31 protein-coding genes and 1 pseudogene are annotated in these 26,703 nt (G+C 51.0%); 15 read left to right on the top strand and 17 right to left on the bottom strand.

The window, feature by feature from the left end:
• Window positions 1–1,107: 1,107 nt before the first annotated feature.
• Both BC440_RS13085 and BC440_RS13080 read right to left on the bottom strand, forming a co-directional pair.
• Window positions 1,108–1,572, bottom strand: a complete 465-nt coding sequence (locus BC440_RS13085) for a hypothetical protein (RefSeq protein ID WP_175484485.1) — start codon at window positions 1,570–1,572, stop codon at window positions 1,108–1,110.
• A gap of 231 nt (window positions 1,573–1,803) precedes the next feature.
• Window positions 1,804–2,346 (bottom strand): helix-turn-helix transcriptional regulator, encoded by a 543-nt coding sequence (locus BC440_RS13080; RefSeq protein WP_083379362.1) that lies wholly within the window; start codon window positions 2,344–2,346, stop codon window positions 1,804–1,806.
• Here BC440_RS13080 and BC440_RS13075 point away from each other — a divergent pair.
• The 6 genes from BC440_RS13075 (at window position 2,345) to BC440_RS13050 (ending at window position 7,852) form a co-directional block, all read left to right on the top strand.
• The gene (locus tag BC440_RS13075) at window positions 2,345–2,980 is read left to right on the top strand and encodes a thermonuclease family protein (RefSeq protein ID WP_071240252.1); all 636 of its coding nucleotides are present in this window, start codon (window positions 2,345–2,347) and stop codon (window positions 2,978–2,980) included. The two genes, BC440_RS13080 and BC440_RS13075, sit on opposite strands and share 2 nt — an antisense overlap.
• A gap of 1 nt (window position 2,981) precedes the next feature.
• The gene (gene hxsB, locus BC440_RS13070; protein ID WP_083379361.1) at window positions 2,982–4,502 is read left to right on the top strand and encodes a His-Xaa-Ser system radical SAM maturase HxsB; all 1,521 of its coding nucleotides are present in this window, start codon (window positions 2,982–2,984) and stop codon (window positions 4,500–4,502) included.
• Entirely contained in the window at window positions 4,502–5,692 is a 1,191-nt protein-coding gene (gene hxsC, locus BC440_RS13065; protein WP_071240251.1) for a His-Xaa-Ser system radical SAM maturase HxsC, read from the top strand. The genes hxsB and hxsC overlap by 1 nt, the downstream gene beginning before the upstream one ends.
• Window positions 5,692–6,300 (top strand): His-Xaa-Ser repeat protein HxsA, encoded by a 609-nt coding sequence (gene hxsA, locus BC440_RS13060; protein WP_071240250.1) that lies wholly within the window; start codon window positions 5,692–5,694, stop codon window positions 6,298–6,300. The genes hxsC and hxsA overlap by 1 nt, the downstream gene beginning before the upstream one ends.
• 16 nt (window positions 6,301–6,316) lie before the next feature.
• On the top strand, window positions 6,317–6,712 hold the full coding sequence (locus BC440_RS13055; RefSeq protein ID WP_071240249.1) for a helix-turn-helix transcriptional regulator: 396 nt from the start codon (window positions 6,317–6,319) through the stop codon (window positions 6,710–6,712).
• Between the two features lie 564 nt (window positions 6,713–7,276).
• Window positions 7,277–7,852, top strand: a complete 576-nt coding sequence (locus BC440_RS13050) for a hypothetical protein (RefSeq protein ID WP_071240248.1) — start codon at window positions 7,277–7,279, stop codon at window positions 7,850–7,852.
• 168 nt (window positions 7,853–8,020) lie between these two features.
• Here BC440_RS13050 and BC440_RS13045 read toward each other — a convergent pair.
• From BC440_RS13045 to BC440_RS13030, 4 genes and pseudogenes are all read right to left on the bottom strand, one after another.
• Window positions 8,021–8,872, bottom strand: a pseudogene (locus BC440_RS13045) (ATP-binding protein); the annotation flags it as partial.
• A gap of 87 nt (window positions 8,873–8,959) precedes the next feature.
• The gene (locus tag BC440_RS13040; RefSeq protein WP_007088482.1) at window positions 8,960–9,385 is read right to left on the bottom strand and encodes a VOC family protein; all 426 of its coding nucleotides are present in this window, start codon (window positions 9,383–9,385) and stop codon (window positions 8,960–8,962) included.
• A gap of 42 nt (window positions 9,386–9,427) precedes the next feature.
• Window positions 9,428–9,865: an SgcJ/EcaC family oxidoreductase gene (locus BC440_RS13035; protein WP_007088483.1), complete on the bottom strand. Its 438-nt coding sequence runs from the start codon at window positions 9,863–9,865 to the stop codon at window positions 9,428–9,430.
• Window positions 9,866–9,922: 57 nt separating this feature from the next.
• Window positions 9,923–10,396: a VOC family protein gene (locus tag BC440_RS13030; protein WP_007088484.1), complete on the bottom strand. Its 474-nt coding sequence runs from the start codon at window positions 10,394–10,396 to the stop codon at window positions 9,923–9,925.
• A 135-nt stretch (window positions 10,397–10,531) separates the two neighbouring features.
• On the opposite strand from BC440_RS13030, the gene BC440_RS13025 reads away from it, so the two are divergent.
• Window positions 10,532–10,999, top strand: coding sequence for a MarR family transcriptional regulator (locus tag BC440_RS13025; RefSeq protein WP_007088485.1), 468 nt, complete (start codon window positions 10,532–10,534; stop codon window positions 10,997–10,999).
• Window positions 11,000–11,014: 15 nt separating this feature from the next.
• Here BC440_RS13025 and BC440_RS13020 read toward each other — a convergent pair whose 3' ends face one another.
• From BC440_RS13020 to gshB, 4 genes are all read right to left on the bottom strand, one after another.
• Window positions 11,015–11,284 carry a hypothetical protein gene (locus BC440_RS13020; protein WP_174441865.1) on the bottom strand — a complete coding sequence of 90 codons (270 nt, stop codon included), beginning with the start codon at window positions 11,282–11,284 and terminating at the stop codon, window positions 11,015–11,017.
• 117 nt (window positions 11,285–11,401) lie between these two features.
• Window positions 11,402–11,749: a hypothetical protein gene (locus tag BC440_RS13015; RefSeq protein ID WP_139189991.1), complete on the bottom strand. Its 348-nt coding sequence runs from the start codon at window positions 11,747–11,749 to the stop codon at window positions 11,402–11,404.
• 108 nt (window positions 11,750–11,857) lie between these two features.
• On the bottom strand, window positions 11,858–13,315 hold the full coding sequence (locus tag BC440_RS13010; RefSeq protein ID WP_063092357.1) for an alkaline phosphatase D family protein: 1,458 nt from the start codon (window positions 13,313–13,315) through the stop codon (window positions 11,858–11,860).
• Window positions 13,316–13,554: 239 nt separating this feature from the next.
• Entirely contained in the window at window positions 13,555–14,499 is a 945-nt protein-coding gene (gene gshB, locus BC440_RS13005) for a glutathione synthase (RefSeq protein WP_063092256.1), read from the bottom strand.
• A 233-nt stretch (window positions 14,500–14,732) separates the two neighbouring features.
• Between gshB and BC440_RS13000 the strand changes: the two genes are divergently transcribed.
• Both BC440_RS13000 and BC440_RS12995 read left to right on the top strand, forming a co-directional pair.
• Window positions 14,733–15,428, top strand: coding sequence for an outer membrane lipoprotein carrier protein LolA (locus tag BC440_RS13000; RefSeq protein WP_063092257.1), 696 nt, complete (start codon window positions 14,733–14,735; stop codon window positions 15,426–15,428).
• Window positions 15,429–15,911: 483 nt separating this feature from the next.
• Window positions 15,912–16,592, top strand: coding sequence for an EI24 domain-containing protein (locus tag BC440_RS12995; protein WP_063092258.1), 681 nt, complete (start codon window positions 15,912–15,914; stop codon window positions 16,590–16,592).
• On the opposite strand, the gene BC440_RS23530 is transcribed toward BC440_RS12995, so the two are convergent.
• Window positions 16,547–16,906 (bottom strand): hypothetical protein, encoded by a 360-nt coding sequence (locus BC440_RS23530; protein WP_223304931.1) that lies wholly within the window; start codon window positions 16,904–16,906, stop codon window positions 16,547–16,549. The two genes, BC440_RS12995 and BC440_RS23530, sit on opposite strands and share 46 nt — an antisense overlap.
• Here BC440_RS23530 and BC440_RS12990 point away from each other — a divergent pair.
• From BC440_RS12990 to rlmN, 4 genes are all read left to right on the top strand, one after another.
• Window positions 16,896–17,393: a polymer-forming cytoskeletal protein gene (locus BC440_RS12990; protein WP_223304929.1), complete on the top strand. Its 498-nt coding sequence runs from the start codon at window positions 16,896–16,898 to the stop codon at window positions 17,391–17,393. The genes BC440_RS23530 and BC440_RS12990 overlap by 11 nt on opposite strands.
• A gap of 3 nt (window positions 17,394–17,396) precedes the next feature.
• A complete protein-coding gene (locus BC440_RS12985; protein WP_139189990.1) occupies window positions 17,397–18,014 on the top strand; it encodes a hypothetical protein in 618 nt (205 codons plus the stop codon).
• 195 nt (window positions 18,015–18,209) lie between these two features.
• A complete protein-coding gene (locus tag BC440_RS12980; RefSeq protein WP_007088493.1) occupies window positions 18,210–18,758 on the top strand; it encodes an invasion associated locus B family protein in 549 nt (182 codons plus the stop codon).
• 295 nt (window positions 18,759–19,053) lie between these two features.
• On the top strand, window positions 19,054–20,298 hold the full coding sequence (gene rlmN / locus BC440_RS12975) for a 23S rRNA (adenine(2503)-C(2))-methyltransferase RlmN (RefSeq protein WP_063092260.1): 1,245 nt from the start codon (window positions 19,054–19,056) through the stop codon (window positions 20,296–20,298).
• Window positions 20,299–20,457: 159 nt separating this feature from the next.
• Here the strand turns inward: rlmN and BC440_RS12970 are convergent, their stop codons facing one another.
• From BC440_RS12970 to BC440_RS12960, 3 genes are all read right to left on the bottom strand, one after another.
• The gene (locus tag BC440_RS12970) at window positions 20,458–20,823 is read right to left on the bottom strand and encodes a Dabb family protein (RefSeq protein WP_063092261.1); all 366 of its coding nucleotides are present in this window, start codon (window positions 20,821–20,823) and stop codon (window positions 20,458–20,460) included.
• Window positions 20,823–22,094 (bottom strand): murein transglycosylase A, encoded by a 1,272-nt coding sequence (locus tag BC440_RS12965; protein ID WP_063092358.1) that lies wholly within the window; start codon window positions 22,092–22,094, stop codon window positions 20,823–20,825. Before BC440_RS12965 ends, BC440_RS12970 begins: the two co-directional genes overlap by 1 nt.
• A 217-nt stretch (window positions 22,095–22,311) precedes the next feature.
• The gene (locus tag BC440_RS12960) at window positions 22,312–23,028 is read right to left on the bottom strand and encodes a Tim44/TimA family putative adaptor protein (RefSeq protein WP_139189989.1); all 717 of its coding nucleotides are present in this window, start codon (window positions 23,026–23,028) and stop codon (window positions 22,312–22,314) included.
• A 382-nt stretch (window positions 23,029–23,410) separates the two neighbouring features.
• On the opposite strand from BC440_RS12960, the gene BC440_RS12955 reads away from it, so the two are divergent.
• On the top strand, window positions 23,411–23,989 hold the full coding sequence (locus BC440_RS12955) for an FxsA family protein (RefSeq protein WP_063092263.1): 579 nt from the start codon (window positions 23,411–23,413) through the stop codon (window positions 23,987–23,989).
• Here the strand turns inward: BC440_RS12955 and BC440_RS23635 are convergent.
• A complete protein-coding gene (locus BC440_RS23635; protein ID WP_255356825.1) occupies window positions 23,984–24,106 on the bottom strand; it encodes a hypothetical protein in 123 nt (40 codons plus the stop codon). The two genes, BC440_RS12955 and BC440_RS23635, sit on opposite strands and share 6 nt — an antisense overlap.
• Before the next feature lie 267 nt (window positions 24,107–24,373).
• Between BC440_RS23635 and secB the strand changes: the two genes are divergently transcribed.
• A complete protein-coding gene (gene secB, locus BC440_RS12950) occupies window positions 24,374–24,868 on the top strand; it encodes a protein-export chaperone SecB (protein WP_063092264.1) in 495 nt (164 codons plus the stop codon).
• A 121-nt stretch (window positions 24,869–24,989) separates the two neighbouring features.
• Here secB and hemJ read toward each other — a convergent pair whose 3' ends face one another.
• Both hemJ and hemH read right to left on the bottom strand, forming a co-directional pair.
• Window positions 24,990–25,418: a protoporphyrinogen oxidase HemJ gene (gene hemJ / locus BC440_RS12945; protein WP_037989028.1), complete on the bottom strand. Its 429-nt coding sequence runs from the start codon at window positions 25,416–25,418 to the stop codon at window positions 24,990–24,992.
• A 92-nt stretch (window positions 25,419–25,510) separates the two neighbouring features.
• Window positions 25,511–26,623 carry a ferrochelatase gene (gene hemH / locus BC440_RS12940; protein WP_040061342.1) on the bottom strand — a complete coding sequence of 371 codons (1,113 nt, stop codon included), beginning with the start codon at window positions 26,621–26,623 and terminating at the stop codon, window positions 25,511–25,513.
• Between the last annotated feature and the right edge of the window lie 80 nt (window positions 26,624–26,703).

The raw sequence follows: 26,703 nt of genomic DNA, 5'->3' as shown, positions 1-26,703 counted from the left end.
ATGCAGGCCGCTAGTTCATAAAACTGCATGTTGGATGCTCCGCATAAACCTCATCAGCGAGGATGAGGTTGATCTATATTTAAGTATTATTCGCAGATGACTAGAGTGGTGTTCGCACATTTAATTACCCATTCGCATATTAAAGTATACTTTACATCAATATGACCCAAGCGCACATCCAAGCCGATTGTTTTCATATAAGTATAAAATGTTTACCAGTTCTTTTGGGACACTTCTTCATAATGGCTCCAGATCGTATCGCATTCATCGCAAAGCTTGAGAATTTTTCCAGTCTTCTTCACGCGAACCAGAATCACATGCCCCTGGCCATTACATTTAGGACATTCAAGAATTTTCACTCTCACTTTACCGGATACGCAGTGGTTATATTTCGTGTCAATTGACCAGTACTTTTATCGAAATCGACAACAACTCTGACAGTCGTTTCACCATTGTGCCAATGATACGCCCCATCGGAACATCGAATGCCCCGAGATCATTAGGAATTAAAGAAAAAGTCGACTTCCCCCTTTTTCTGCTCAGATGCAGGTATCATGCGTCATAGATGATAATCGCCTTGTAGCTCTCCCAAATGGTGAGCAAGGCTTCCTCAATACATCGCAAAATACAATATATAGTATTTTGAAACCACATAAACACTATATGTTGAATTGCATGTAACCTCGCTGTCATGTTTGAGAGCTTCTCAACAAAACATTTTGCGATATATCCCCGCCATCACATCCACACCCAAGGTTGTGTGCTGTGCTGATCTGGGCATATCGCCCGTTTCGCTTCAATGGAGGGAAAATGTGATGCACAACCAATCTGATCTAGAGACACTTCTCAAGCAAGCCCTTAAACAGGCTCTCAAAGACCGCCGATACTTCTATGTTTCCTGTTATCTGAAACCTGCGCTTGAAACACTGCAAGAGCAGAAAGAAGCGAAAAAGGCGTCCTGATACAAGGTTGTGACATCGAGCAAACACGGACTGCCCGGCACACTGCCGGGCAGTTGCTATGAGGGATGATCATCCCCAAACACTAACGCATCAAACTTGATATATTAAATGGTGTTCTCGGGTTTAACGCGTCAACTTTGATATATTACGTTGCGCGTTTAGTTGCAGACTGGCCGCCCACAGACTCATTGTCAGATATTTTGTCATCCAACAGATTCCGCAAAACCTGGTCGCTCAGATGCAGCACGTTGGTATTTGCCTTAAGGAAGTCTTGCCACTCATTTATAGAGATGCCGTGATGAGTGATGAAACTCTGTATCAGCGATTTAGACAATTCTCCTGCAAAGCGCTGCAAGTGACCAACATACCTGTCGGGAATGGTCTGTTGGCGGATGATGGAAACAAGCCCATCTGAAGTTAGAATATTAGGGAACGGCCCGTTCATGGTTGCTTGGATTACCCGATTAATATTCGATCGTGTTGGGCGCCGAACGGCAATTGGCTCACGTTTTACCGCAGCAAAACGCGCCATCACCTCACTTATTGAAGTTGGGGTCGACTTATAAAAGCTCATCGTTCCGCCGCCCAATGACCAAACAGAAGCAATCACTGCTCATTTGCGCGCATATTATACCATTTCGGGCAGAATCACACCACGTCTCCGGCGATAACTGAACCACAAAGCGAGCTTCAGGTTTGTGGAAACAAACTGCGCCTGTTGGCAATCGCATTGTCGGATGGTGGGGCTATTGCTTTCGCTGAGAGGCATTGGAACGAGCAGGCTCGCAAGAGTATCAATTTCTGATCCATTCAGGATTCTGGTTATAGCGTCCGTTCACCATCACTTATCATCAAATACCGGGCCCGTATCACTAAAGCCTGTCCAAACAGGCACTTCAGTTTTGGCACGAACACGCTGACGATCTGCAATCGGTTTCGCGCGCCGCGGCGACAAGGGGCTGTCGCGCGGTTCTGGAATATAGGCTGCCATCGCATCGGTCAATTTCATAGCATTGAGAACGCGCAGGAATGTGTCGAGCGTCGCTCCCTTGCCGTTGAGCAATCGACTGAGGGTTGGGACAGATATGCCTGCCTCGTCGGCCAGTTCCTGCTGGGTGAGTTCCAGATGAATGCGATATCGATTCAAACGATCTGTAATATCCTGATTAATCTGATGAATAGAGGCGATCTGATAGTCCAGTTCAGACATGATCCGGTTTCCTGTGTCAGTTTGATCACGCACCAGCATAGGACATAATGTGGTATCCATCCCTCGAACGCTATTCAAAGGTATATAACCCTTCTCTTCCGAGTATCTTTCTAAAATCAAATTTCTTTCATATACTGAAATTTCGGCAAAGAAATCGTCGGGGGGAAGAGTCATGCCGTACTGGATGCGGAGCGCCTTGATTTGCTCAACCCTTTCCGTTGCCAGCTGCCAAACAATTGATGATGTCAGCCACCAAATGGAAGGTTTTCTGGTTTTGCTTACCGGCCAGAAGCAAGCTGAGGGTCCGGTTGATCAAAGTCCTCAGGTTTCTGGTTTCTCACCTGCGCCAAATAATCCGGGAAAACTTACAGGCAGGCTCATCGCCAACGACATTCACAGTGGCGACAGCTTTACACTGGAAGGCATCAAGATTGCTTTGTTTGGAATTGACGCTCTTGAGTCGATGCAGAGCTGTAGCAAAGGGCATGAAACGATCGCTTGCGGTGAAATTGCCCGAAACGCCCTGATTGGGTTCACGGCCGGCGAACCGATAACCTGTCTTCCTGACTATTTTGTATCATCGGCAACAACATGGGTCAGTCAGTGCGCTATTCGTAACTTCAGCCTGTCTCTGGCCATGGTTAAAGTCGGGCTTGCGACAACATCTGTCGATCAAAACCAGATTTTGACGGATTGGCAAGAAACCGCCCGGCAAGAGAAGCGGGGAATGTGGGGAATGGGCGCCGAGACACCCGCGACCTGGCGCTCAATGCATCCGACAGCGGTCTTTTCTCCGGGTGGGAGCTAAAATGTCACTTCAGAAAAGGGCCGTTGAATTTTCCCCCGAAAGTGCGTTCAGCTCACAAACACCTGGTTACGAGTTGCTGCCGTTTCGCACACGAAAGCTCTCGCAAAATGGGCATATCCTAATCACCTCCAGCGTTGGCGATTACCAGCTCGTATCGCCAGTTGAATATGCCTCGCTCGTCAATCATGAGCTCCCGAAAGACTCAGAGCTTTTCAAAAACCTGCGTAGCCGTCACATCGTGTGCGACAGCAATCATGGTCCGCTCTTTGATGCCATTGAAGCTCAGACACGGACACGCAAACACCACGTAACTCAGGCCCCCGAACTCCACATCTTTGTTCTCACTCTGAGATGCGACCATCGGTGTCTTTATTGTCAAATCACGCCTCAGAAACTATCGGCCTGCGGGTTTGATATGAGTTGGTCAACAGCGCGTCTGGCATTGGATCGGGTTTTTGAAAGCACCGCAAATGTACTGACCATCGAATTTCAAGGTGGCGAGGCAGCACTTAGCTTTGACTTGTTGTGCCGGATCGTCCATGCGGCAGAAGAACGGAGCGAACGCGAACAGCGCGCAGTCCGTTTCGTCATGACGACCACGCTTCATCTGCTGGATACAAAGCAGTTGGACTTTTGTCGCGCTCACAGCATTGAGCTCTCGACATCGCTCGATGGCCCGGACTTCGTGCATAATGCCAACCGCCCCAATGCAACCCGTGACTCCTGGCGGCGCACAATTGATGCCATTAAAAATGCCGGGGAAATCTGTGGCCAAGAACATATTTCTGCCCTGACAACGGTCAGTCGGTTCAGTTTGCCCCATGCCCGGGCGATTATTGACACCTATGTCGAAGCGGGCCTTGAGACCATTTCACTACGCCCAATCAGTCCATTTGGTTTTGCGGTCAAATCGGCCAGCAAGCTCGGCTACAGCACAACCGAATTCATGAAGTTCTACAGGGAAGCTATTGCGTATCTGATTGAACTCAACCTTCAGGGTGTTCGACTGGAAGAAACCTATGCTTCCTTGCTTCTCACACGCATTTTGACACCGTTTCCAACCAGCTATGTCGACTTGCAGTCACCAGCAGCCGCTGGGCGTAACGTCTTGGTCTATAACTATGATGGCGGGGTCTATGTGTCGGATGAAGCTCGCATGCTCGCTGAAATGGGTGATGATCGGTTCCGCATGGGAGACGTAAATCAGGAACTCGCACGCCTGCAGAAATCACCAGCGATGCAGATCATAAATAACCATGGCGTTGCCGAGGAACTCTCAGGATGCTGCGACTGCGCATTTGTTCCCTATTGTGGTGCAGACCCTGTGTTTCATGTGGCGACACAGGGCGATCCGGAAGGAGACCGAACAACCAGCGAATTCTGTCAGCGACAAACGGCCTATTTTGAACTGTTCTTTGATTATATTTCACAGAATGACCCTGACATCATGTCCGTATTTATGTCCTGGATTACTCGCAAGCCACTCTCCGACCTCGTGTCAACTCGGCAAGAGGCAGGTTAATGCTGCCTCTTTACACACAAGCCAACATTAACCACCTGCGCGGCGCGCGGGTTTTAAAGATCGTTGATATTGAGGAAGCACGCCAGGCAAGGTTTCCTGCGGAAAAGTCACTCATTTGGCTCGATCAACCAGTCACAGACCTTGCGCTCGAGCAGTTTGCGGGTGCGGTTATCGCAACTTCACGCCCGGTTCAGGATATTTCTGGAATCACCATTGAAAACCCCAAGACCGAAGATGTGATTGCCCCAGGTGATGTGATCAGGGTCCAGGAGGGTAGCTCTCGCATCTCCGTCTTCTATCGACGGGGTTCGAACAGCAATACTCTGATGGCAACAGAACGCTGCAACAGCTTTTGTGTGATGTGCTCGCAGCCACCACGTGAAGTCGATGATCACTGGTTTGTCCAGCAGATGCTCGACACCATCCCACTGATTGATCAGAGCGAGAAAATGCTCGGTCTGAGTGGCGGTGAACCGACATTGCTGGGCGATGATCTCGCCGTCGTTTTGCACCAGGCACGCAGTCACTTACCAGAAACAGTGCTGCATATTCTGAGCAATGGGCGTCGATTTTCTGATCCCGTATTCTGTCGGATGATTGCCGCTGTAAACCATCCCCATATTCAATGGGGTATCCCGCTGTATTCCGATGATCCTGGTCAACATGATTACATTGTTCAGTCCCACGGCGCCTGGCATGAGACCGTTGAAGGGCTCTATAATCTCGCACGTGCCAATGCGAGCATCGAAATACGGGTCGTCGTGCAGAAAAGTAACGTAGATCGACTATCCGAGCTTGCGCGTTTTATTTTTCACAATCTGAGTTTTGTCGATCATATAGCATTCATGGCGCTGGAGCCTATGGGGTTTGCGCGCACCAACCACAATGATGTGTGGATTGATCCGATTGATTGTCAGGAGCAGCTATTCGAAGCCGTTTCTTATCTCGCAGACCGCGGGATGAATCCCAGTCTTTACAACTTTCCATTATGCACAGTCTCACCTGCATTATGGGACTTTTCACGGCAAAGCATTTCAGACTGGAAGAACGTGTATCTTCCTGAGTGCGAAGAGTGCGCGGAGAAGAGTAATTGTTGCGGATTTTTCCGGACGATTGATCCAGGTTGGACCAGTAGATCCATCCACCCAATCGAAAAGTCACCTCACCCCGAGTTTGAGGAAGCCGAATAATGTCCAAATGGCAAAAGAAACTGACTGCAATTCTCTCCTGGCCATCCGTTGTCGCTGGTAGTGCATTCTCCGGATCAACTGCCGGTGCAGCAGTCATCGATAATGACTATTGGTCCAATCAAGATGTGAACAGAAAGCCTGTTTTACTGCCCAATACCTTGAACAGTACCTCGCAAGATCTGTTTGCCGGACACCGAAGCCATCGTTCTCACTCAAGTCACCGCAGTCATAGTTCTCATTCCAGTCACCGATCCAGTTCAGGATATCGCTACACACCGCCAGCCACTACGGCACCCAGTTATTCAGCACCGGCCCCGTCCTATGTTGCACCAACGCCAACTGCTCCAAGTGCTCGGAGTTCGACCCTCGTCCCACCAAATACAGGTTCATCAATCATTTCAAAGCCATCTTCTCAAGAGCTCTCGATGATGGTTGTCCGTGTTCAGGCAGCACTGATGCGCCTTGGATACTACAATGGAGATATTGATGGACTTCTTGGCCCAATGACACGTGAAGCGATCACAAACTTTCAATCGGATCGTTCACTTGGAAAAACTGGTCGCATGGATATTGATACCCTTACCGCACTCGGAATCTCGGTACAATAACCCCATGATTCGCCGGATGGGAAGTTTTGACGGACCACATATTATTGATTTACATGTGGCGCAACGTGTCAAAATGTTACGCATTGTCTTGGGGATCAAACAAGCCGAATTAGCGGCTGCTTTAAACGTGTCCCCCCAACAAATGCAGAAATATGAAACCGGAAGCGACCGGCTCAAGTCTGGCCATTTGCTGTCACTTTCAAATATTCTCGGCGTGGAAATTGACTTCTTTTTCGAGGATATTCCTCAAATAGTCAGCGACATGTCTAGATTGGAGCGAGCACAATCAATACCAACTGAGCTGAAATCGCATGATGGTGCCAGCTCCAATGCTATGTTCATGTTTGCGCATGCCATAGCGAAACTCGACGCTGACGCGATCAAAAAATTGCTCCGGCAATCAATTTCCTAATATGACTAATTTCATTCAAAGCTCATAACATCGTCATAAATTTAAATCAAAACGATGCGGTACCCTTGGCCATGGATTACACCTTCAGAAATAATAAATAATGTTTGTCGAATGCTGGCGCGTGAGCATGGCTCCCACTTAAGCCTTCGGCAGGTCGAGGTGGAAGCTCGTGCAAGGACAGGCCGATCCCGGAGAAATACTCTGTATGCAACTTTTACCGAGAGACTAGGATAGTTTGGAAATACTCGGGAACCCGGCAGTAAAACTAGCCCTTGGAGCCTAAGTCAAAGCTGGATACGTAAAATCTATAAAACTGAATGTTCAAAATACGTGAAAAAACAAGCGTTCCTGTGGTGTCTTGATTCCTAAAGAATTTGAAATCAGGAAAAAATTCCTAACCAATTACCTGCTAGTTCTTATTCCGAACACCTTACCCTCCATAATAAAATTCTATACTATGTCGGTTGCTCTTTGACAATTTTTCAGAGGGCATTTTGCTAAGACGACACACACGAAGTCCTTACTCGTGCCTGAAGGCATGTGCCAAACGTGGGTGTTACTCTGATGCAAATTAAAAACTTATCCATCAAGTTACTAGCAGCATCGCATGCACACGCGCGACCGCGGTTTGCAACGCAGATCGCTATTGCCTTGATCTCCTTAGCTGATAATGACGGTGTGGTCAGGGCTACACGTCACGAAATAGCGGCACTAGTTGACCGCAGTGATTACAATTTAAAACTCAACGGTAAGCGGCGCCTTACGAAAATTTCGAGCGACTACAGAAAACTCGAAATGTTGATCGCCAAAGCCAACAAGGCTTATCTCTCAGGAACAATCAGCGGATCGCAACTTGAAGTATTAATTGAACTACTCAATCGTCAGTTTTTCAAGGCAGCAAGATCTCCGACACTTGCTAACGTATCACACGTCATTTCTTACTTCAGAGAATGTGGTTTAGTGGAGATACAGTACCGCGACAAAGGAGGGGTCTTACATGACACCACCTCTCGTGGCAGAGTTGCGCAGTACAAGCTGATTGATCCTCCCAAAACTGACGAAGACCAATCTGTAAGAGACTATCTTGACTTAAAAGATAGTAACCTCTTGAAAGCAATTTTCGATGCTAACGACGATTGAAGCAGCGAGAAGGGATTTCATAAAAAAAGTACAGGGAGTCTCATAATCAAAAAATATTATACTCTACATCAAACCCTAAATGTGTTTTTTAAAACACTCAGGCACTTGATTTATCTGTGATAAGTAAGAGAGCACTCGCTAATAATCTGAGTCTCATTTCTAAAGAATTTTCCCACCACCGCCAACAAGTGCAGGCATGGATGCCGAATGGTGGGGCTGTCGGAAGGGTCTTGTGCGGATAAGACCGCCTTCGGGCAGCATCCCGGAAACCGAATGGATCACGGTAGTTTCAAGGGCCTGTCTGGCATTCAATTCTGGCAAAAGCCCCGGCAGACGGGCGGCAAGCATCGATTTTCCCGAACCGGGCGGGCCGCTCATCAGTAAATTATGACCGCCAGCCGCAGCAATTTCGAGCGCGCGTTTGGCACTTTCCTGCCCCTTGATATCGCGTAGATCTGGCAATGATAAGGGAGATGAGCTAACCTTCGGAGCACATGGCCGCGACAGGATCTGAGTTCCTTTGAAATGGTTGATCAATCCGGTCAAACGCGATGGTGCCAGAATTTCAAGTTCCCCTGCCCAAAGCGCTTCCGCACCGTTATCTGCCGGGCAGATAATCCCCCGATCCAAGCCACTTGCCTGCATGGCCGCCGGTAAAATCCCGCCGACGCCGGTGATACTGCCATCAAGCCCCAATTCACCCAGCACGACAAAATTCGCAATGTCTTCGTGCCCGATCACATCCATCTCGGCCAGAAGACCCAACGCAATCGGCAGATCAAAATGCGATCCTTCCTTTAGTAAATCGGCGGGGGCCAGATTGATTGTGATGCGCTTGGGTGGCAATGCCAACCCCATCGCTGAAAGCGCGGATCGCACACGTTCGCGCGCCTCGGAAACCGCCTTGTCGGGCAAGCCAACCACGCTAAAAGCGGGCAATCCGCTTGCCATCTGAACCTGCACATCGACCGGAATTGTATCAATCCCGGCAAAGGCGACGGTCATAACCCGTGCTGTCATGTGGTACTGATCCCCGTAACCCCAAGTTATATATACCACTTTGGCGGGAAACGGGGATCAAGGCAACAAGTCGTTTATCCCCGGTGATCAGGCACAACCTGCTCCGTCTTCTGGCGACATCTCGGTATTGATCATCCAGGGCGTGCCGAACTTGTCGGTAAACATGCCATAACCCGGCGACCAGAAGGTTTCCTCTAACGGCATGGTCACCTCACCGCCTTTGGAAAGAGCATCGAACATTTTTTTGGCATCAGTCGCTTTTTCAAAATGGAGAGATGCTGTGATGCCCTGCATTTTGGTGAAATATTCCGGCGGGCAGTCGGATGCCATCAGATGCCAGCCATCGCCCATCAGGCAGGCATGAGCAATTTTGTCATTATGCTCAGGCTCGTCACCGGCCATCGGCGTATCGCTGAACGGCATCATGATCAGCTCGCCGCCCAGGATGGACTGATAGAATTCAAATGCCTGTCGGCAATTGCCGTCGAAATTCAGATAGGTGATCAGTTTCATCGGGGCGTTCCTTTATGTGTAAAATCTGGTGGGTTTGGGGATTTACGGCTGCAACCCGAACTGGGCGGCACTGTTTTCGAAGTCAAAAGGCACGGAAAAATGTTCATGCGCGATGCGCCATTCACCACCCTGCTTTTCAAGGTGATAGCTTGACCGCATCCAGCTTGCCTGTTCGGTCCCGTCTTCCTTGCGCATGCCGCACCGGATCAGGAACCGTGCCACAGCCAGATGACCTGACACCCGGATAAAGGGTTCCTGCGGCTCCATGATGAATTCATCATCAAACGCCATACAGCGTTCCCAATGGGCACGATAATCATCCCGGCCATTGAATTGCAGCGGACCGACCGCATCGTAGGAACAGATATCATCGCTATATAACGCCATGATTCCGTCGAGATCCTTGTTACGTGCGGCCGTTGACCAGCGGGTAAAAATCTCGCGGATGGCAGCTTTGTCTTCACTTTGTTTATCAGTCATGGGGCATTTCCTTGCGTTGGTGGTGCGAGGGGTGGGCAAAAATTTTGCGTGGAGTTTTCAGGTGCCTTTGGCCGCACGTTCAATCCTAGCGATGTCGAATTTTTCCATAGACATCATGGTTGTTGCCACTCTGGCTGCGACATCCGGATCCGGATCGTTCATCAGTTCGATAAGGCGAACCGGAGTGATCTGCCAGAAAAGACCGAACCTGTCCTTTACCCAGCCGCACTGCCTAGGTTCCCCGCCTTCAGAAAGGCAGTCCCAGTAATAATCAACTTCTGCCTGATCATTGCAGGACACGGTGAAGGAAACAGCCTCGGTAAACTTGAACTGCGGTCCGCCGTTAAGGGCTGTGAATTGTTGACCTTCAAGCTCAAAACTTACGGTCAAAACATGGCCTTCCGGTCCAGGTCCGGCCTTGCTGCTGCGGAGAATTTTGCTGATCGTGGCATATGGAAAAACGGACGCATAAAAATTGACGGCTTCTTCGGCGTTGCCGTCAAACCATAGAAAGGGGCTGATCTTCTGCATCGGGCTTCCTCCTTGCCGTTCAGAAGTGAATTCGAAATCAGGTGAAGCGTGGTGGCGCTTTATGAACCAAACGATTGATCAGTTTTTTCTTATTTTCCCGTTTGACAAATACGTTGATATCAACATAATTAATTCATGTCAAAAAAAGATTTCAACCAGAACGATAAAGTTCCGTTTTCATCGACGCTGATGGTGCGTGACAGTTGTCTTTGTCTGCATGTGCGGCGGGCCGCACGCACGATTGCGCGCCGGTTCGACGATGCTTTTCGCCCGCTTGACCTGACCAGCGGGCAATATTCCTTGCTTATGTCGCTTAACCGGCCACACCCGCCGCACATGCAAGATGTTGCTGATTTGCTGGCGATGGATCGCACAACACTGACCGCCAATCTTAAACCGCTGGAACGACGGGGGCTGGTTGCAATCGATATCGACCCCAAGGATAAACGCAGTCGTTTGCTGACTCTAACCGATCAGGGAATGGCGTTGCTTGTTAAAGCCTTTCCGATCTGGCAAAAAACCCAGAAAGACCTCAACGCACTGGTCGCGAATTCCGATTCGCGCCACCTTTTGACAGATTTGATCAACCTGACGAATGGCTAGGACAGAATCAGATGATCAGTCTTCGGAAGGTTCGGATTTGGCCAGATCTTCAGATGCATCGCCATCAGTCGCATCGCCGTCACGCGGCGGCAGGAATTCCTTGCGGCATGGAACAGCAACGCCATCTACAACGGTCCAGCCAAAATTGCGGAACTTGCCAAAACTTTCTTTTTTCATCGTGATGCCGCTGGAACGGTGCTTGCGCACTTCGGCGGAATCTTCACCCTGAATTTTTCCGGCCCGGGCCCAGGCCCGTTCACGCATGGATTTGGTAATGTCGGTCATGAAACCCGTTTCATCTGAAAAGTTGCTGCCCGACATCATAACACATCTGGCTGCCCCGCCACGCTATAGCTTGTTTAACCGGCCCGGACAATATTGCATCCATGCAGATCAGATCTGTCAAACCGGAAGCAAATGATACCGCGTGGCAAGCATGGCTGGGCGATTGGCCATGCCCGCCATCCAATGGCGCAGATCGTCTGAAACAGCAAAACACCCATCGGGCCAGCGGAAATCAACATATTCAAGGGCCGCGGCCACCGAAAGAGTGCCGATATCTGGCCTATCTGTTGCGAGGCTGCTGATCCCGGCTTCTATAGCGTCAATGCTTGCATGAACCGCGGCACGCTGACGATCCATTACGAAATCGGAACGTTCAGTTTCCGGGCGTTTGCTATCGGCGTATAACCGCCCGGTCGAGGACATCATACCGTCACGCAAAGCCGCATCCGTCCAAGGATTGATCATAATTTCAGAAATATCGCCTTCCAATCCCAATTCGCGGACATTGATCCGCACCTTCAGGGCGATGTCGGCGAATAGTAAAGCTGCATGGTAGGAACTATGGGATCCTCCCTAGATTGTTAAATCCGGTGTCCAACCAATATTTTCCAGATGCCAGTTGGCACGCCAGTTTTCGCCCTTTCGGTCCAGTGTTAGGTAATTGCGTGCAGCGCAATAGGTGCCAATCCGCCCAGGAAGCGGCTTAAGCTTGGTCGGGCGACCGGGCAGGGGATTATCGCCAATCCATGCCAAAAGACCAAGCGCACGCGCAAACGCCACCGGCGGGGCAGTGTGCGAAATGCCCGATGCCACCAGTTGGTGAATGGACTTGCCATGGGTTTCAAACGTGCCCCGGGTCGCCACATGAATTTCCCCCGAAAGCAGGGTCATGTCATAACCGCGCTTGACGACGACATCTTCAATGGTTTCCAGAAAACGGCACCATTCCTTACGATGCCAACGGCTTTGCCACTGATCGCGCAGGTCATCTTCGTATTTCTGCGCACTGGGCATCAGATGCAGGATCGCCTCAACCAGTGATAGGCGCGGGCCAATCACCGGCACACTCGACATCAACAAAATACGATGATGTTCCGGAATCGTATCGAGTGCCGCAATCATGTCCCGCCAACCATGTTCGCCCATGATCGCATGCGGGGTCCGTTCCGACCGCAAGTCGGGCGCAATCACCGAAAATCCGGGGAAATCCGTACGCCAGCCAAGGCTTTGCCCCGAACGGTCCAGTATTTTCTGCGGCAATTCGTCGGGCGCGGTGCAAAGCTGCATCAGGCAAAATGCTTCTCGCGCACAGGCAAACATGCCCTTTGCTACCATGCTGTCATGAAACCATTTCTTGTGACTGCCCCAACCGTCAAAAATGTCGTGGTCATCCCACATCATCAAAGATGGCACCCGCGCCAGTATATGGCTGATCTGCGGCTGCCCATAAATTTCAAGATAATGTTCCAGATAGAATTTCAGAACACTATTGCGCATCTCGGGGGTGAAATCCGCTGCCAGTTTCTGCTGACGTCTCGTCTTTTTCCAGGTGACAATATCAGGATGGCATCCCCAGACCCCGTCGGCATAAATCTGGTCCCCGCCATGCAAAAGCAGGGAAAAAGGCCGTTTTCGATGTTCGCGGGCCAAATCAATCCACAGCGCATTACGATCCGCCAAAGGTCGGTCCAGATCGCCGTCTTCTTGTCCGTTACACGAGACAAACCCGATCCGAAGGTCATGAGTCAAATCGGTATTCACATAATATGTTTCGATATCGAAACTGTAACGCGCATCCGACGCAACCGGCAGCTCGAAATCATAACGCCAGTAATGACGCCCGAACCGGTTCGCAAGCTTTGTCGGGGTTACAATATCCTGACCCATGATTCGAAACTCGGCCGGATCGGCTCCTTCCGGCGTCACAACAAGGGCGGCCAGACGGGCCGTTTTATCGTCGCTGCCACGCGCGAACAGGAACGGGCCAAAGGTACCGTTTGTTGAAATTGCGCTGTTTTGCTTATCCGCCATGCAATCGGATTCCGCCTTGATGATGATTGATCCCAAAATCATACGCAGAAACAGACATTTGGTTCCAGCCTGCGGGCATGAATTCGGTCACATCAACGGATATAGGTAGCAAATTGGTGCAGAATTGCCGATGAAATCCGGCCATTTCGCGGCCATCCGTTCCGACCAGACAGGGGGCCAGAAAAAGGGGCAAGTGGTTAAACCGCTTGCCCCGAAAATCGTCCCGTCGTCAAATCCGATCAGGACAAGCGGGTTTCAATCGCATCCCAGATCAGGGATTCCAGTTTCGATCCGTCAAAACGGTTCACTTCCTGAAGCCCGGTCGGCGAGGTGACGTTGATTTCCGTCATATAATCGCCAATCACGTCAATCCCGACAAAGATCAGATCGCGCTTTTTCAGTTCCGGCCCAATGCGTTCGCAAATCTCAAGTTCACGCGGGGTCAGCATGGATTTTTCCGCTACGCCGCCAACATGCATGTTCGACCGTGCCTCACCCTCGGCCGGGACACGGTTGATCGCACCGACAGGTTTGCCATCGACCAGAATGATGCGTTTGTCGCCTTTTCGCACATCGGGCAAGTAAGCCTGCACCATCAAAGGCTCGCGCGACTGCGCGGCGAATAGTTCCAACAACGAATTCAGGTTTTCGTCACCCGGTTTCAGATGGAAAACACCAGCCCCGCCATTGCCAAACAGCGGCTTGACAATGATGTCCTTGAATTCCTCGCGGAAATCCCGAATACGCGCAGCCGACCGGGTAATCAGGGTCGGCGGCATCAGATCGGGAAACTCTGTAACGAAAATCTTTTCCGGCGCATTGCGGACATGGCCGGGGTGGTTGACCACGAAGCTTTCCGGATGAACGGCTTCAAGCAGATGGGTCGCCGTGATGTAATTCATGTCAAACGGCGGGTCCTGACGCATCAGGATCACATCGGTTTCTTTGGCGAGATCTATGATCTTTGCCTCACCCAGATCATAGTGATTGCCCTTGTCGTAACGAAGCGTCATCGGGCGGACTTCGGCCTTGATCCGACCGCGGTCATAAAACATGTCATCGGGATGATAGTGCAAAAGATCATAACCGCGTGACTGGGCTTCGAGCCCCATCACAAAGGTTGAATCCCCCTTGATATCGATCGATGCGATTGGATCCATCTGAATGGCGACGATACGACTCATAAAGCGCTTTCTCCTGTTGCCGGAAAGCCGATCACTGCTGCAAATGCGGCCAAACCCGGCCAATTGTGATCATTTGCGGGCGTGACTTGACCCGGCTGGCCTTCCCGGCCAAATGATGCGATATGTTGTACATATTGTGGTTGGTTACAATTTGGCTGAATTTTTATCATTCGCCATTCCGGTTTCGCAATCGCGATCACAGAATTTCTTAAAACGGGTAGACAGGCTGTCACATGGCATTCTTCAGCAAATTCGGCAAATTCCGCATCAAACAGGTGGGCGCGCGCTTCCGCTCCATGACGACGGCATCCGTCTTTGCCACGGCCTTTGCGATTGCCGCACCGGTCTCGATCAGCTTAACGCCGACAGGCGCATTGGCGCAGTCGGGCGCCATTGATCAGGCCACCATTGAGAAAATCGAAAACTATCTTGAGGACATCACCACACTTAAAGGTGATTTTGTTCAGATTTCCTCGGATGGCGGTGCCGCAGAAGGCAAGCTTTATATGGAACGCCCAGGCAAGATGCGGTTTGAATATAACCCGCCCGCACAAATCCTGCTGGTCTCCACCGGGTCTGATTTCATTTATTATGACAAGGAAATCAACGCGCCCACCTATTTCAATATCGACGAAACCCCGGCTGGTATCATTCTGGCAAAGGACGTTTCGCTGACGCGAGAGGTCAAGGTTGTTGATTTCAAACGTACCGCCGAAACCATGCGGGTTGAAATGGTGCGCAAATCCGATCCGGGTGCTGGCAGTGTCACACTGGTATTTCAGGAAAATCCGATGCAGTTGCGTCAATGGATTGTCACCGACCCCGCCGGGGTAGAGACGACCGTGACCCTGTTCAATACCGAAGAAGGCATGAAGCTGGACCCGGCATTATTCAAATTTGACCGCATCTGGCCCAATCAGCGCGGCTGATTTCAAAATTCCCGGTCAACTTCACGAAAATGTCAAATCTGCCTGACAAAGCGGTTAAGCATTCCGATTCAAACTCTTGCAAACATTATTGTTTCGCAACGATCAATTGGTATGACATTTTTCACCTGCATCCACGAAATTTATCGCCGATAAGCGGCCCTGATCTATGGCAGACGGGGGTTATAGTCCCTATATGAAAATCTGTCACAAGGTTCCCGAATTTTGATGTGGGAGCCAAGTGTGAGGAACAGGTCTCCCCTACCTTTCCTCACGCTCCAGATCATCGGAGCGCTGGCGTCCGGTTCTCCCCCCTGACCGGACGCCTTTTTTCTGCCCAACACATACGATATCCAACGCTTTGGGCAAAAAATCTGTCAAATCCGCTACCGATTTCACGGCCTGTTAATTTTGATTGCCTAGTAATGTTTGGCATGATTCCCTTGGAATGTATTTACGACAGTGCCAGCAGGATAAAATCCGCCAATGATCAATGACTTTCTGAAATCCGTTTCCCAGTTCTCCGACCCGCGTTTTCGCAAGGTTGTGTGGATCGGCGTTGCCGGCGCGTTGGCAACAATTGTCGGGCTTTGGATACTGATTGGCTTTGGCCTGAATTCGGTAACCTTTTTTGCCGATGGCGGCTGGATGGAAACCGCGGCAGACTGGTTGCTTGGCGTTGGTCTGGCATTTTTGGTGCTGTTGATGTTCCCGGCGGCGACCGTGCTGATTTCAAGCCTGCTGCTTGATCAGATCGCCGATGCGGTTGAAGATAAATATTATCCAACCCTGCCCGACACCCGCCCGCAACCGATCACCGAAGCCCTGATCAGCGGCCTTAAATTCGCATTGACCGCTTTGGCGCTTAACATCCTGATACTGCCGCTTCTTTTGGCCGGACCGGTCTACATCATCGCGTTCTATGCGATGAATGGGTATCTGCTTTCGCGCGAATATTTTGAACTGGTCGCCGCACGTCGTTATGATGTGCACACGGTGAATGCCATTCGCAAGAGCCGCCAGATGAAACTGTGGTTTGCCGGGATCGGCCTGACATTCCTGATGACCGTGCCGCTGGTCAACCTTGTGGCTCCGATCATTGCGACTGCCTTTATGGTACATTACTCCGTCCGTCTGGGCGCGTTCGAAAACCGGACCACAGCCTGACGCCATTCCGGTGGGCATCGGATAAAACGGCGGAAACCTGAAACAAAACTGCAAGACAAGGATTTGGTCATCCCCATGTTCGGAAAGAAAAAAGCCAACAAAACAGTCGACAGCAGCCCGGCTTCGTCAGATACATCTTCTTCCAGATTGAATTCAGGCGGTCTTTCCGACAGCACAGCTTCCTCGCCGAACACGTCGACTTCGGACGAAAGTGCGAGTGCCAGCAACGATACCGCCACAAAAACAGAAAAACGTAGTGAGCCGCAGCTATTTACCCAGCCGCGCACAAAGGAAGAACCGCAAATGTCCAGCAAACCGCATTCCACCAGCTTCCGCCCGGAAATCCCGAAGCGCCCGCTTGAAATTCCGACCCGCGGCAGTGCTGGCCGTCCGAGCGCAACACCAAGCAACACCGAAGGCAAGAAGCTGACGGTTGGCCGCGATATCCGTCTGGCTGGCGAAATCGGTTCCTGCGACATACTTGTCGTCGAGGGCCATGTTGAAGCCCAGATCAAGGAATGCACCCGCCTTGAAGTTTCCCAGGGTGGGACATTTGTCGGTACCGCACAGGTCGACGAAGCCGAAATCAGCGGCACCTTCGAAGGCGATCTGACAGCACGCCGCGTCATCGTGATCGGCACAGCCGACATCAACGGCAAGATCACCTATGGTGCACTTCAAATCGAAAACGGTGCACGTATCAAGGGCTCGCTGGAATATGTTGAAGGCAGCGACGACGGCACCAGCCGTACAGGTCATTCGGCTGCGATCACCATTCCGCGCAAAAGCGACGATATCTGATCCGTGATCGGCATAAACCGCTCACCAGTCCATACGACCCCGATACAGCTCCGGCGTGGTGAAGCACACCCCGCCGGGCTTCTTTGTGCGATGATCCTGATCGCGACATCACTTGTGGCATGTGGCGGCAATGCCCTCCCGCCGGGCAGCACCAATCAGAACTATGGCAAGGCTACATCGGCCAGTTCACCGCGCGTGACCCAGGACATCCCGAAAAAACCCGAAGTATCTGCCACTGGTAGCGCGACGTCAATGGCAACAGAACCCGCGGCAAGCTCGACTGGCACGGCCAAATCGAAGTCGCCGCGTATCACGGTTGCCATTCCGCCTGTTCCCTTTAAATCAATCAAGGCTGAAACCCTGATGGGTCTTTCGGAGGACGCGGTAGAACAAAAAATCGGCGAACCAGAAATGACCCGCGGCGAAGGCCCCGCACGGGTTTGGCAATACCGGTCCGATGACTGCTCCTTTGACGCGTTCTTTTTCCCGGCTGCCGAAGGACAAAAACGCAAAATGACCCATATGCTCGCCCGCAAACGCAAAAGTGCCGATAAAATCTCGGTCCAAGATTGCCTCGATCAGGTCGTAAAAGCCCGGGCTACCCTAAAAAACAAGGGTTAAAAGCCCAAAAGGAACAGGTATTTGCACCATTTTGCCATATCGCAGTCGATTTTTTCAAATTTCGCGATATGCCGTTATTTCCTTGGTCGAATATTTACCTTTTCCCGTCACCCTTGGGAAAATTTCTCATAAATCCGCCACATCGGGTGGATTTAAGGTCTTCGTCCCGAAACTTCAGACACGATACGCGAGCCCATGAAAAAACACGCCCATCGTCTTGTCAGAAATTCGCTGTCAGGTGCAGCTGCCGCCCTTATCGCTTTGATCTCTCAGGCTGCGATTGCGCAAAATGCGCCGCAACTAATTGATGTATATGGAAAATGGGAGGCCTATAGCTATTCCGAGAAAGGCAAGAAAGTTTGCTATATCGGAAGTCAGCCGACCTCGGCCAAAGGCGACTACACCCAGCGCGGCAAGATCTATGTCATGGTCACGCACCGCCCGGCGCTCAAACTGTTCAACGAAGTCAGTTTCATCACCGGCTATACCTATGAAAAGGATAGCGATGTTGACCTTCGAATCGATTCCAAAAGCTTCAAGCTGTTCACCTACGAAGATTCAGCTTGGGCCGTGAACGGTGAAGAAGACCGAAAACTGGTCAGTGCCATGAAGTCGGGCAGCACGATGGTTGTTGTCGGGAACTCATCACGCGGCACGAAAACTACCGATACTTATTCTCTTTCCGGTTTTACCGCTGCCTATAATGCAATTTCAAAGGCTTGCGATGCCAAACCGGTTAACTAACCGAACAGAAAACCGATAAATCCCAGTGGTTTTAGGCGCTAGTAAAGCTGCATCGCGTTCGGCAAATAGCTGCAATGTGAATTTTATCGTTTGTAAATTGCCCCGGCCCCGCTATATGCGGGGCCATGGTTTATGCGCCAAAAGCATTTCGCGGGAAAATCTGTTATAGTCCTGCCCCGTTGCAAATCGGCGCGCATAGGATGCACAAAACCGGAAACGGCCGGAAACACTACGATGCTGCCAGTAACGAAGAACAAACGCCGATAAACGCCAAACACCAAAGAGAGTGCCCGGGATGACCGACGTCCTGTCCGAAAACGTGACCCAGAACGCCGAAAACGGTGCCACACCGTCCGGCCCGACGTTGACCGACTTCGTAACGCGCGCCGCTAACGGGCAGGCTGCTGACGGACGTCGTGATCTTGTGGGTCTGTCGCGCGATCAGTTGACCGAACTGCTTGGCGAAATGGGTGAAAGCAAGTTTCGCGTCAAGCAAATGTGGAACTGGATTTATAACCGCGGTGTCAAAGACATCGAGGATATGACCAACATTTCCAAAAAGCTTCGCGATCGACTGTCGCAGGACTTCTATATTGGCCGCCCGGTTCTAACAGCCGATCAGAAAAGCTCGGACGATACCCATAAATGGCTGATGAAGTTCCATGACGGTAACGAAGCCGAAACCGTCTATATCCCTGATCGTAACGAAGATCGTGGTGCTGTCTGCATTTCATCGCAGGTCGGCTGCACACTGACCTGCAAATTCTGCCATACCGGTACCCAGCTTCTGGTGCGCAACCTTACCCCTGGCGAAATCATCAGCCAGTTTATGGTTGCCCGTGACAGTTATGGTGAATGGCCAACACCTGCAAACGGTATCCGCCGTCTTTCAAATATTGTCATGATGGGCATGGGCGAGCCGCTGTTTAACTATGAAAATGTCCGCGAAGCGCTGAAAATCGCCATGGATGGTGAAGGAATTTCAATTTCGCGCCGTCGCGTTACCCTCTCGACTTCTGGCGTTGTGCCGGAAATCGTGCGTTGTGGCGAGGAACTCGGTGTTGGTCTGGCGATTTCACTGCATGCGCCTGATGATGATCTGCGTAATGAGATCATGCCGATCAACAAGAAATACCCGCTCAAGGAACTGATGGATGCCTGCCGCCATTATCCCGGCATGTCCAATTCGCGCCCGATCACCATGGAATATGTGATGCTTAAAGGCGTGAATGACAAACCTGAACATGCACGCGCACTGGCAAAACTGGTCAAGGGCGTTCATTGCAAATTCAACCTGATCCCGTTCAATAAATGGCCGGGTTCGGACTATGAATGCACGCCGACCAACGACATCAAGAAATTCGCACATACGCTGCTTGAACTCGGCTACGAAGCGCCGATCCGCTGGCCGCGCGGCCGCGATATCCTGGCAGCTTGCGGCCAGTTGAAATCCGAAAGCCAGCGCCAACGCAAATCACGCGTCGGTGATTGTGGCAACGCATCCGATGCTGAAAATGCCAATGTCGTTGCTGCGCAATAATTAACCCGTACAACCTGGCAAACATCTGGAATTACAAACGGGCAGGTTATCCTGCCCGTTTTATTTTGATTTTCTGATTAACGTTTTCAGTAGAAAACTATCAGCACTTCTTAGCTGGTTTAATCGCATCAGGATCATTCCATTGATTCTGATTTATCATCAGGCCCATTTCGCCTGAAGCTTTTTAGGTGCCATGTCGTCAGGTGCTTTCATATCTGAAATATCGATATTTATTGCCAACACTCCGCCAAGCCCCCCAACTGTCATTTCCGAAATACGCCGACCCACCCCGTCTTTATCCAGACCCGATAAATAGGAGTCGCGCGCCAGCGCATCGGTGAAATCAATGGTCAAGGCATGGGTAAAACCCTGGCTCATGCCGCTTCCCGGTGTTTTGGGACCACCAACAAAGGCACGTATTCCTGGCGTTTCAAGCGCCACTTCGGATAATTCGCGGAGTAATCCGTCAATTTCCGATGCCGGAACTGCATCACTGATCTGAAGCAGGACTATATGGCCCAGCATCAGGGTTTAACCTCTGTCAGTTTGACCGGATCAATTGATGCCGGCAGCAGAACAAACTTGCGTCCCTTGCGGTTCATATGACCGGCATGCAGGGCGGCATCCTCGCCAGGGCCAAAGAAAATATCCCCGCGTACCGGGCCACGAATGGCGCCGCCCGTATCTTGCGCAACCATCAGACGATGAAATCTGGCATCGGCATTCATCGCATCATCGGTTTCAAGCCAGATCGGAACCCCCATGGCATGGAAACGCCGATCAACAGCCAATGACCGCCCTGATTCCAGCGGTACGCCCTGCGATCCAAGCGGCCCGGCATCAGGGTCATCAGGGTCGGTTTTCAGCGGATTGAAAAACACAAAGGATGCGTTGGTATTCATAACATCAGCTGCCTGATCGGGATGATCGGATAACCATTGCCGGATGGTTTGCAAAGATACGGTTTCACGCGTCAACTCGCCCCGTTCGATCAGTTCCCGACCAATTGCGAAATAGGGATGGCCGTTGGTCGCAGCATATCCGATGCGCAAAACACTGCCATCTGGCAAAACAACCCGGCCCGACCCCTGAATTTGCAGGAAAAATGCATCAATCGCGTCATCAACCCAGACAAGTTCAAGATCCCGCCCGGCAAGTGCACCATTTTCAATCGCCGCACGGTCGTAATAGGGCTTTACATTTTTACCCTCAATCCGACCGACCAGTGTTGTGCCCTTAAGGTCCTCGCGAAACGCGCCAAGATCAATTGACACCATGTCGTCAGGTTTCAGGTAAATCGCCGTCTGGAAAGGTCCTTCACGAGTCAGGTTACCATGCAGTTCCGGTTCGAAATAACCGGTAAACAATCCTTCGGGATCGTCGTTATTGCCCACCAGCCACGGTTTGAATCCGCTTTGAAAAAAGGTGCGTGCGTCTTCCTTGCGTATCGTATCGGGCTCAAGTGCCAGCGCGGTTTCGCACAATCCGCGCCAGTCACCAACCGTTCCCATCCGCCGGTCCGGGCCGATATTGCGGTCATCAGAACGTTTGATCATTGCTGCACAGGACCGCTGAAACGCTTTCAGGCTGCCGCGCATGTCGTCAGACTGCCAACCATCAAGATGATTGAAGTCCGTGGCACTCAGTGTCAGTGCATCTGCCGGTTTTTCTGGTACATCTCCCCATCCGAAAAAACCGGCAATATCGGTCCAAAACAGCCAGACAAGAGCACCTGTCGCCCCGATAAAAACCGCAATGAATGAAAGAAGTCGCGACAAAACCAGACGTCTTTTCAAGGCAAAACCCGCTATCTGCAAAATCCGGATCAGAACCGGCAAGATGATTTGACCCATGCTTGCCCATTTCAACTATCTGCCGCGATTGTCCAAAAACATGCTTAACAAGCCGATAATCGAAACCCACAACTGCGATCAAAGCCATAAAATCAGGCAATAAAAAAGGCGATCTGTCTGGATCGCCTTTATCAATTCAGTGCCAGTGGAGACCGCCAAATTACTGCGCGGTCTCTTCTTCCGGCGTTTCGGTCGCAACCAGCTGCCAGTTTGGATCGCGGCTTTCAATATTGCGTGCGAACGTCCAGAGGTCTTCGGCCTCGACCACCTGATTCGGATCGCCGGAAATCACATCACCTTCATTATTGAGAATAACTGATACTTCCTCGGACACAAATTTGATCGTGATATAGGCGGTGCGGCCCTCAAGGCTGGCATCGTGAATGGTGGCACTTTTGATTCCGACCAGCGTGGTTTCCTCGCGCTCTCCCTTTTCGGCACGAGCATCAATGGCGGCGGCAAAGTTTTTATAGACTTCGGCCGAAAGAAGCGGGTTCAGTCCGTCTTTGTCGCCCTTGGCAAAATATTCGACGATCATTTCGAATGCCATCCGCGCCCCATTCAGGAAATCCTGCTGGGTAAAGTCGGGATCAGCTTTCTGGATTTGCTGCAACACGCTAAAGGCACTGCTGTCAACCGCAACAGTTGCATCATCCTTTCCGACTACCTTGTCGGCATCAGGCAGGCGATAGACATTGTCCGTCGGCTGTGGCGCGCCATTGGTGGCACCTTTGCTGTCATCCTCGTGCGAACGACGGCCAAAAACATCCGTTGGACCCTGTTTTTCCTCGCCATTGCGGCGCCCAAGGCTATTGCGCAGGCGCAAAACCAGAAAAACAGCGATCAATGCGAAAAGAATGATGTCGAAATACTGCAAGCCCGGACTCTTGATCTGTAAGGTTTCGAAAAACGCCAAAAACAGCAAAACTGCTGTGGTCGAGAAATGGTATGAACCGAAGCGAATGCAAGGGCAACTCCCTATCGCATTTAAAATGTGATCGGTTTCACCATGTTCATTCGCACAATCATCATATCGTCGCGAACACGTTGGTAAACTGCCGCATTTTCGTCCAGTTATACCGTTAATTTGCCGACAAATTCAGAAAGTCTTTCAGGTCAGATTAAAGCGAAATACCTGAAAACCAACATGTTTATGTAATACTGCGCTTTGCGGACAGGTCCTGTCAAAGTATGTTTACCTGACAGACTGTGATCAAACCTGATCACATCGACCAAATGCAAAGCCGAGCGGAGCAAAAATGGGCTTTTATTTTCTGGCCATCTTCGTGGCCATGCCGATCATCGAAATTGCCGTCTTCATTCAGGCAGGCGAACTGATTGGCCTTTGGCCAACGATTGGCATCGTCATCCTGACCGCCGTGGTCGGAACCTCACTGATGCGTGCCCAGGGTTTGCAAACCTTAGCCCGTGCGCAGGCCCAGATAGATCAAGGCGAAATGCCGATTGGCGAGCTGTTTGACGGCATCTGCATTCTGGTTGCTGGTGTGCTGCTGCTGACCCCCGGCTTTGTCACCGATACCATGGGCTTTCTGTTGCTGGTCCCGCCGCTGCGAAAGGCGGTTGGTGCCGGCGTCATCATGAAACTGGTTCAGTCGGGCAATATCCGGACCAATTTCTCGCGCCGGACTTATGGCAATGAGAGCTCGTCGTCGGGCGGTGCTTCTGCTGGCCGCGGGCGGCGTCCGGGTACTGGACCGATCATTGATGGTGATTTCGAAAATGTCAGTCCCACCAATGGTAATAGCGAAAGCAGGGATACAACCGATCACAGCAGAAATGACGATGATCCCCGCAATCTGCCGCCCAAGAATTCATAACGACAATTCTTCGCCACGTTTGGTATAGCCGATCACATCGGTTGTTCCCGACAGGACTTTGACCACGCGCTGGGACCTGTTGTCGTTTTGACGGCTGTTCGACGTCTTGCGCGACATTTTGCAAGGCTTGGCTACTTACTGTCGATCACACCGAAAGTGGCCTTTTTGCGCCATTTGTGACCTAGACCGGATGTTACGGCGATTTTCTTGCCCGTATCCAGAAGACATGCTAGGCCATGAAAGGACATGCCGCAAGGTTGCGGCGTCAGAAACAAGCATATCAGCCAGTTTCAGAACATCTGACCATGCTGCCAATGCCCTGGCAGATACGTTCTGAACGGCTTGTTTCTGATCAAGACCGAGATTTAAGGGAGTTATACTTTAATGGCCGAGAACACCACCGGTGCAGCGCAGGGTGCCGAAGAACAGAAGCCGACTGGCAACCCAATCACGATCCATACCCAGTACATCAAGGATCTTTCCTTCGAAAATCCGAATGCACCGGAAAGCGTAGCCCTGCAACAGCAGCCGAAAATCAACATCGATGTCGATGTCGAGGCGCGCACGACTCAGGACCAGAAACTTCACGAAGTCACCGTAAAGATCAACGTCAAAGCCGACGTTGCCGACAAAGTCGCCTTCATCGCCGAACTTCAGTATGGTGCCGTCGTGACGCTTAATGTGGCTGACGAACACCGTCTGCCGGTTCTTCTGATCGAAGTTCCGCGTATGTTGTTCCCCTATGTACGCAAAATCATCTCTGACCTGACTGCCGATGGTGGCTTCCCACCGTTGATGATGCAGCAGATTGATTTTGCTGATCTTTTCCGCAAGAAATTCGCCAAACAGATGGAAGGTCAGCCTGCGGGCAACGCCTGATTTCCTGCTTTGAGTCAATTTGATACGATACCAAAACAAAGGCCGCCCGCTTGGCGGCCTTTTTATTTTAATACCGAAATGATTTTCAAATGATCGATAAATCACCCTGAAATCATCCGGATCAGAACGGGCGGGCAATGACCATAAAGACGATAATCACCATCAGGATGGTTGGTCCCTCGTTCAAAATTCTGAAGAACTTCTGGGACTTGGTGTTTGCATCGGCGTCAAACATACGGCGATAGCGCGCCATCATCATATGCATCCCGGTCATCAGCACCACGCACAGCAATTTGACGTGGAACCATCCCTCGGTCATCACACCGGCTGCATGGATCAGATAACCGCCGAAAATCCATGATGCAATCATCGCCGGATTCATGATCGCGCGCAGCAACCGGCGTTCCATGATCTTGAACTTCTCGCTGGCTTCGGAACCCGGTGCCACTTCGCAGTGATAGACAAAAAGCCGCGGCAGATACAAAAGCCCTGCCATCCAGGCAATAATGCTGATGACATGCAGGGATTTGATAACGCTGTAGGTATCCATGTCTCTCTCTTCTGGTCGATTCGGGGCACAGGGCAATCGATATTGTTTGTTTCAAACAGGATAAACGTCAAATTGCCCGATCAGCAATATAATCAGGCAGGGCCCGCACCCATCGGCTGTTTGGCCACCGCACAGCTATGTTCATCCGGGCACCACCAGCCACGTGTTTCCACCGCGTAATCATCTGGTCCGTTCTGATCAAGTTCCTGCTGGGTTTCGTTGACCACATCAACCAAGCCACTGATAAACAGCGGATGCGAACAAACCGTTCGAACACGTTCGTAAACCGGGATTTTCAGCTCATCGGCAATTTCGCGATATTCAATGTCCAGCTCGACCAGCGTTTCGGAATGCTCGGTAACAAAGGCAATCGGAACAATCACCAATGGTACGCCATCCTTGCCGGCACGTTCAATTTCATGCTCGGTCGACGGGCCAATCCATTCCATCGGCCCTACACGGCTTTGATAGCACACAAGCCAGTCCAGATCGGCAATTGCCATCTTGTCGACCACGGCTTGTGCTGATTTTTCAATCTGCGACTGATATGGATCAGCACGTTTGGTAATCACTGCCTTGGGCACACCATGGGCAGAAAACAGCAGGCGTGGCTTGCCAACACCAAGATCGGCAGCCTTTTTCAGGGCATTTTCATACCCGGCCTTAACCATTTCAGCCGATGCATCAATAAAGCCAGGATTGGTTGGATAACAACACGCGGTTTTGATCGGCGCCGCAAGGCCAACCTTGTGACAGGCCCGTTTCCAGTCCTTGACCGAGGATCCGCTGGTGGTTGTTGAAAATTGCGGATAAAGCGGCAACAAAATCTGTTCATCCGCACCCCATGCCTTAACCGCGGCCGCACTTTCATCGGCAAACGGTTTCCAGTAACGCATGGCAATGAAACAGCGATTTTCATAGCCGTCATCAAGCCCGTTAAGCGCTGTTTCAAGCGCATCCGCCTGATCCTTAGTCAATTCCAGCAGCGGCGATTTTCCGCCGATATGGTTATAGATCTCGCGCGCAATCGGTGCGCGGCGCGATGAAATAAGCTTTGCCAGAAAATACCGGAACGGATTGGGCAGGCTAATAATCGCCGGATCATTAAAGAGATTGAAAAGAAACGGCTTAACCGCATCCGGCCCATCCGGGCCGCCCAGATTGAAAAGAATGATCGCGCGTTTTTTACGCTTTAGTTCGGACATCGGCATATCCTTCATGGCGTTTTGAAACTGTCCGGTTCATCCCGGAAGTTTTGTCTGGATAAACCCGTCCCACTTCTTTT

The sequence above is a fragment of the Thalassospira sp. MIT1004 genome (genome assembly GCF_001858545.1).
Classification (GTDB): domain Bacteria; phylum Pseudomonadota; class Alphaproteobacteria; order Rhodospirillales; family Thalassospiraceae; genus Thalassospira; species Thalassospira xiamenensis.
Note: the sequence above shows the minus strand (reverse complement) of the source record. Positions and strands in the feature narration are given on the sequence as shown.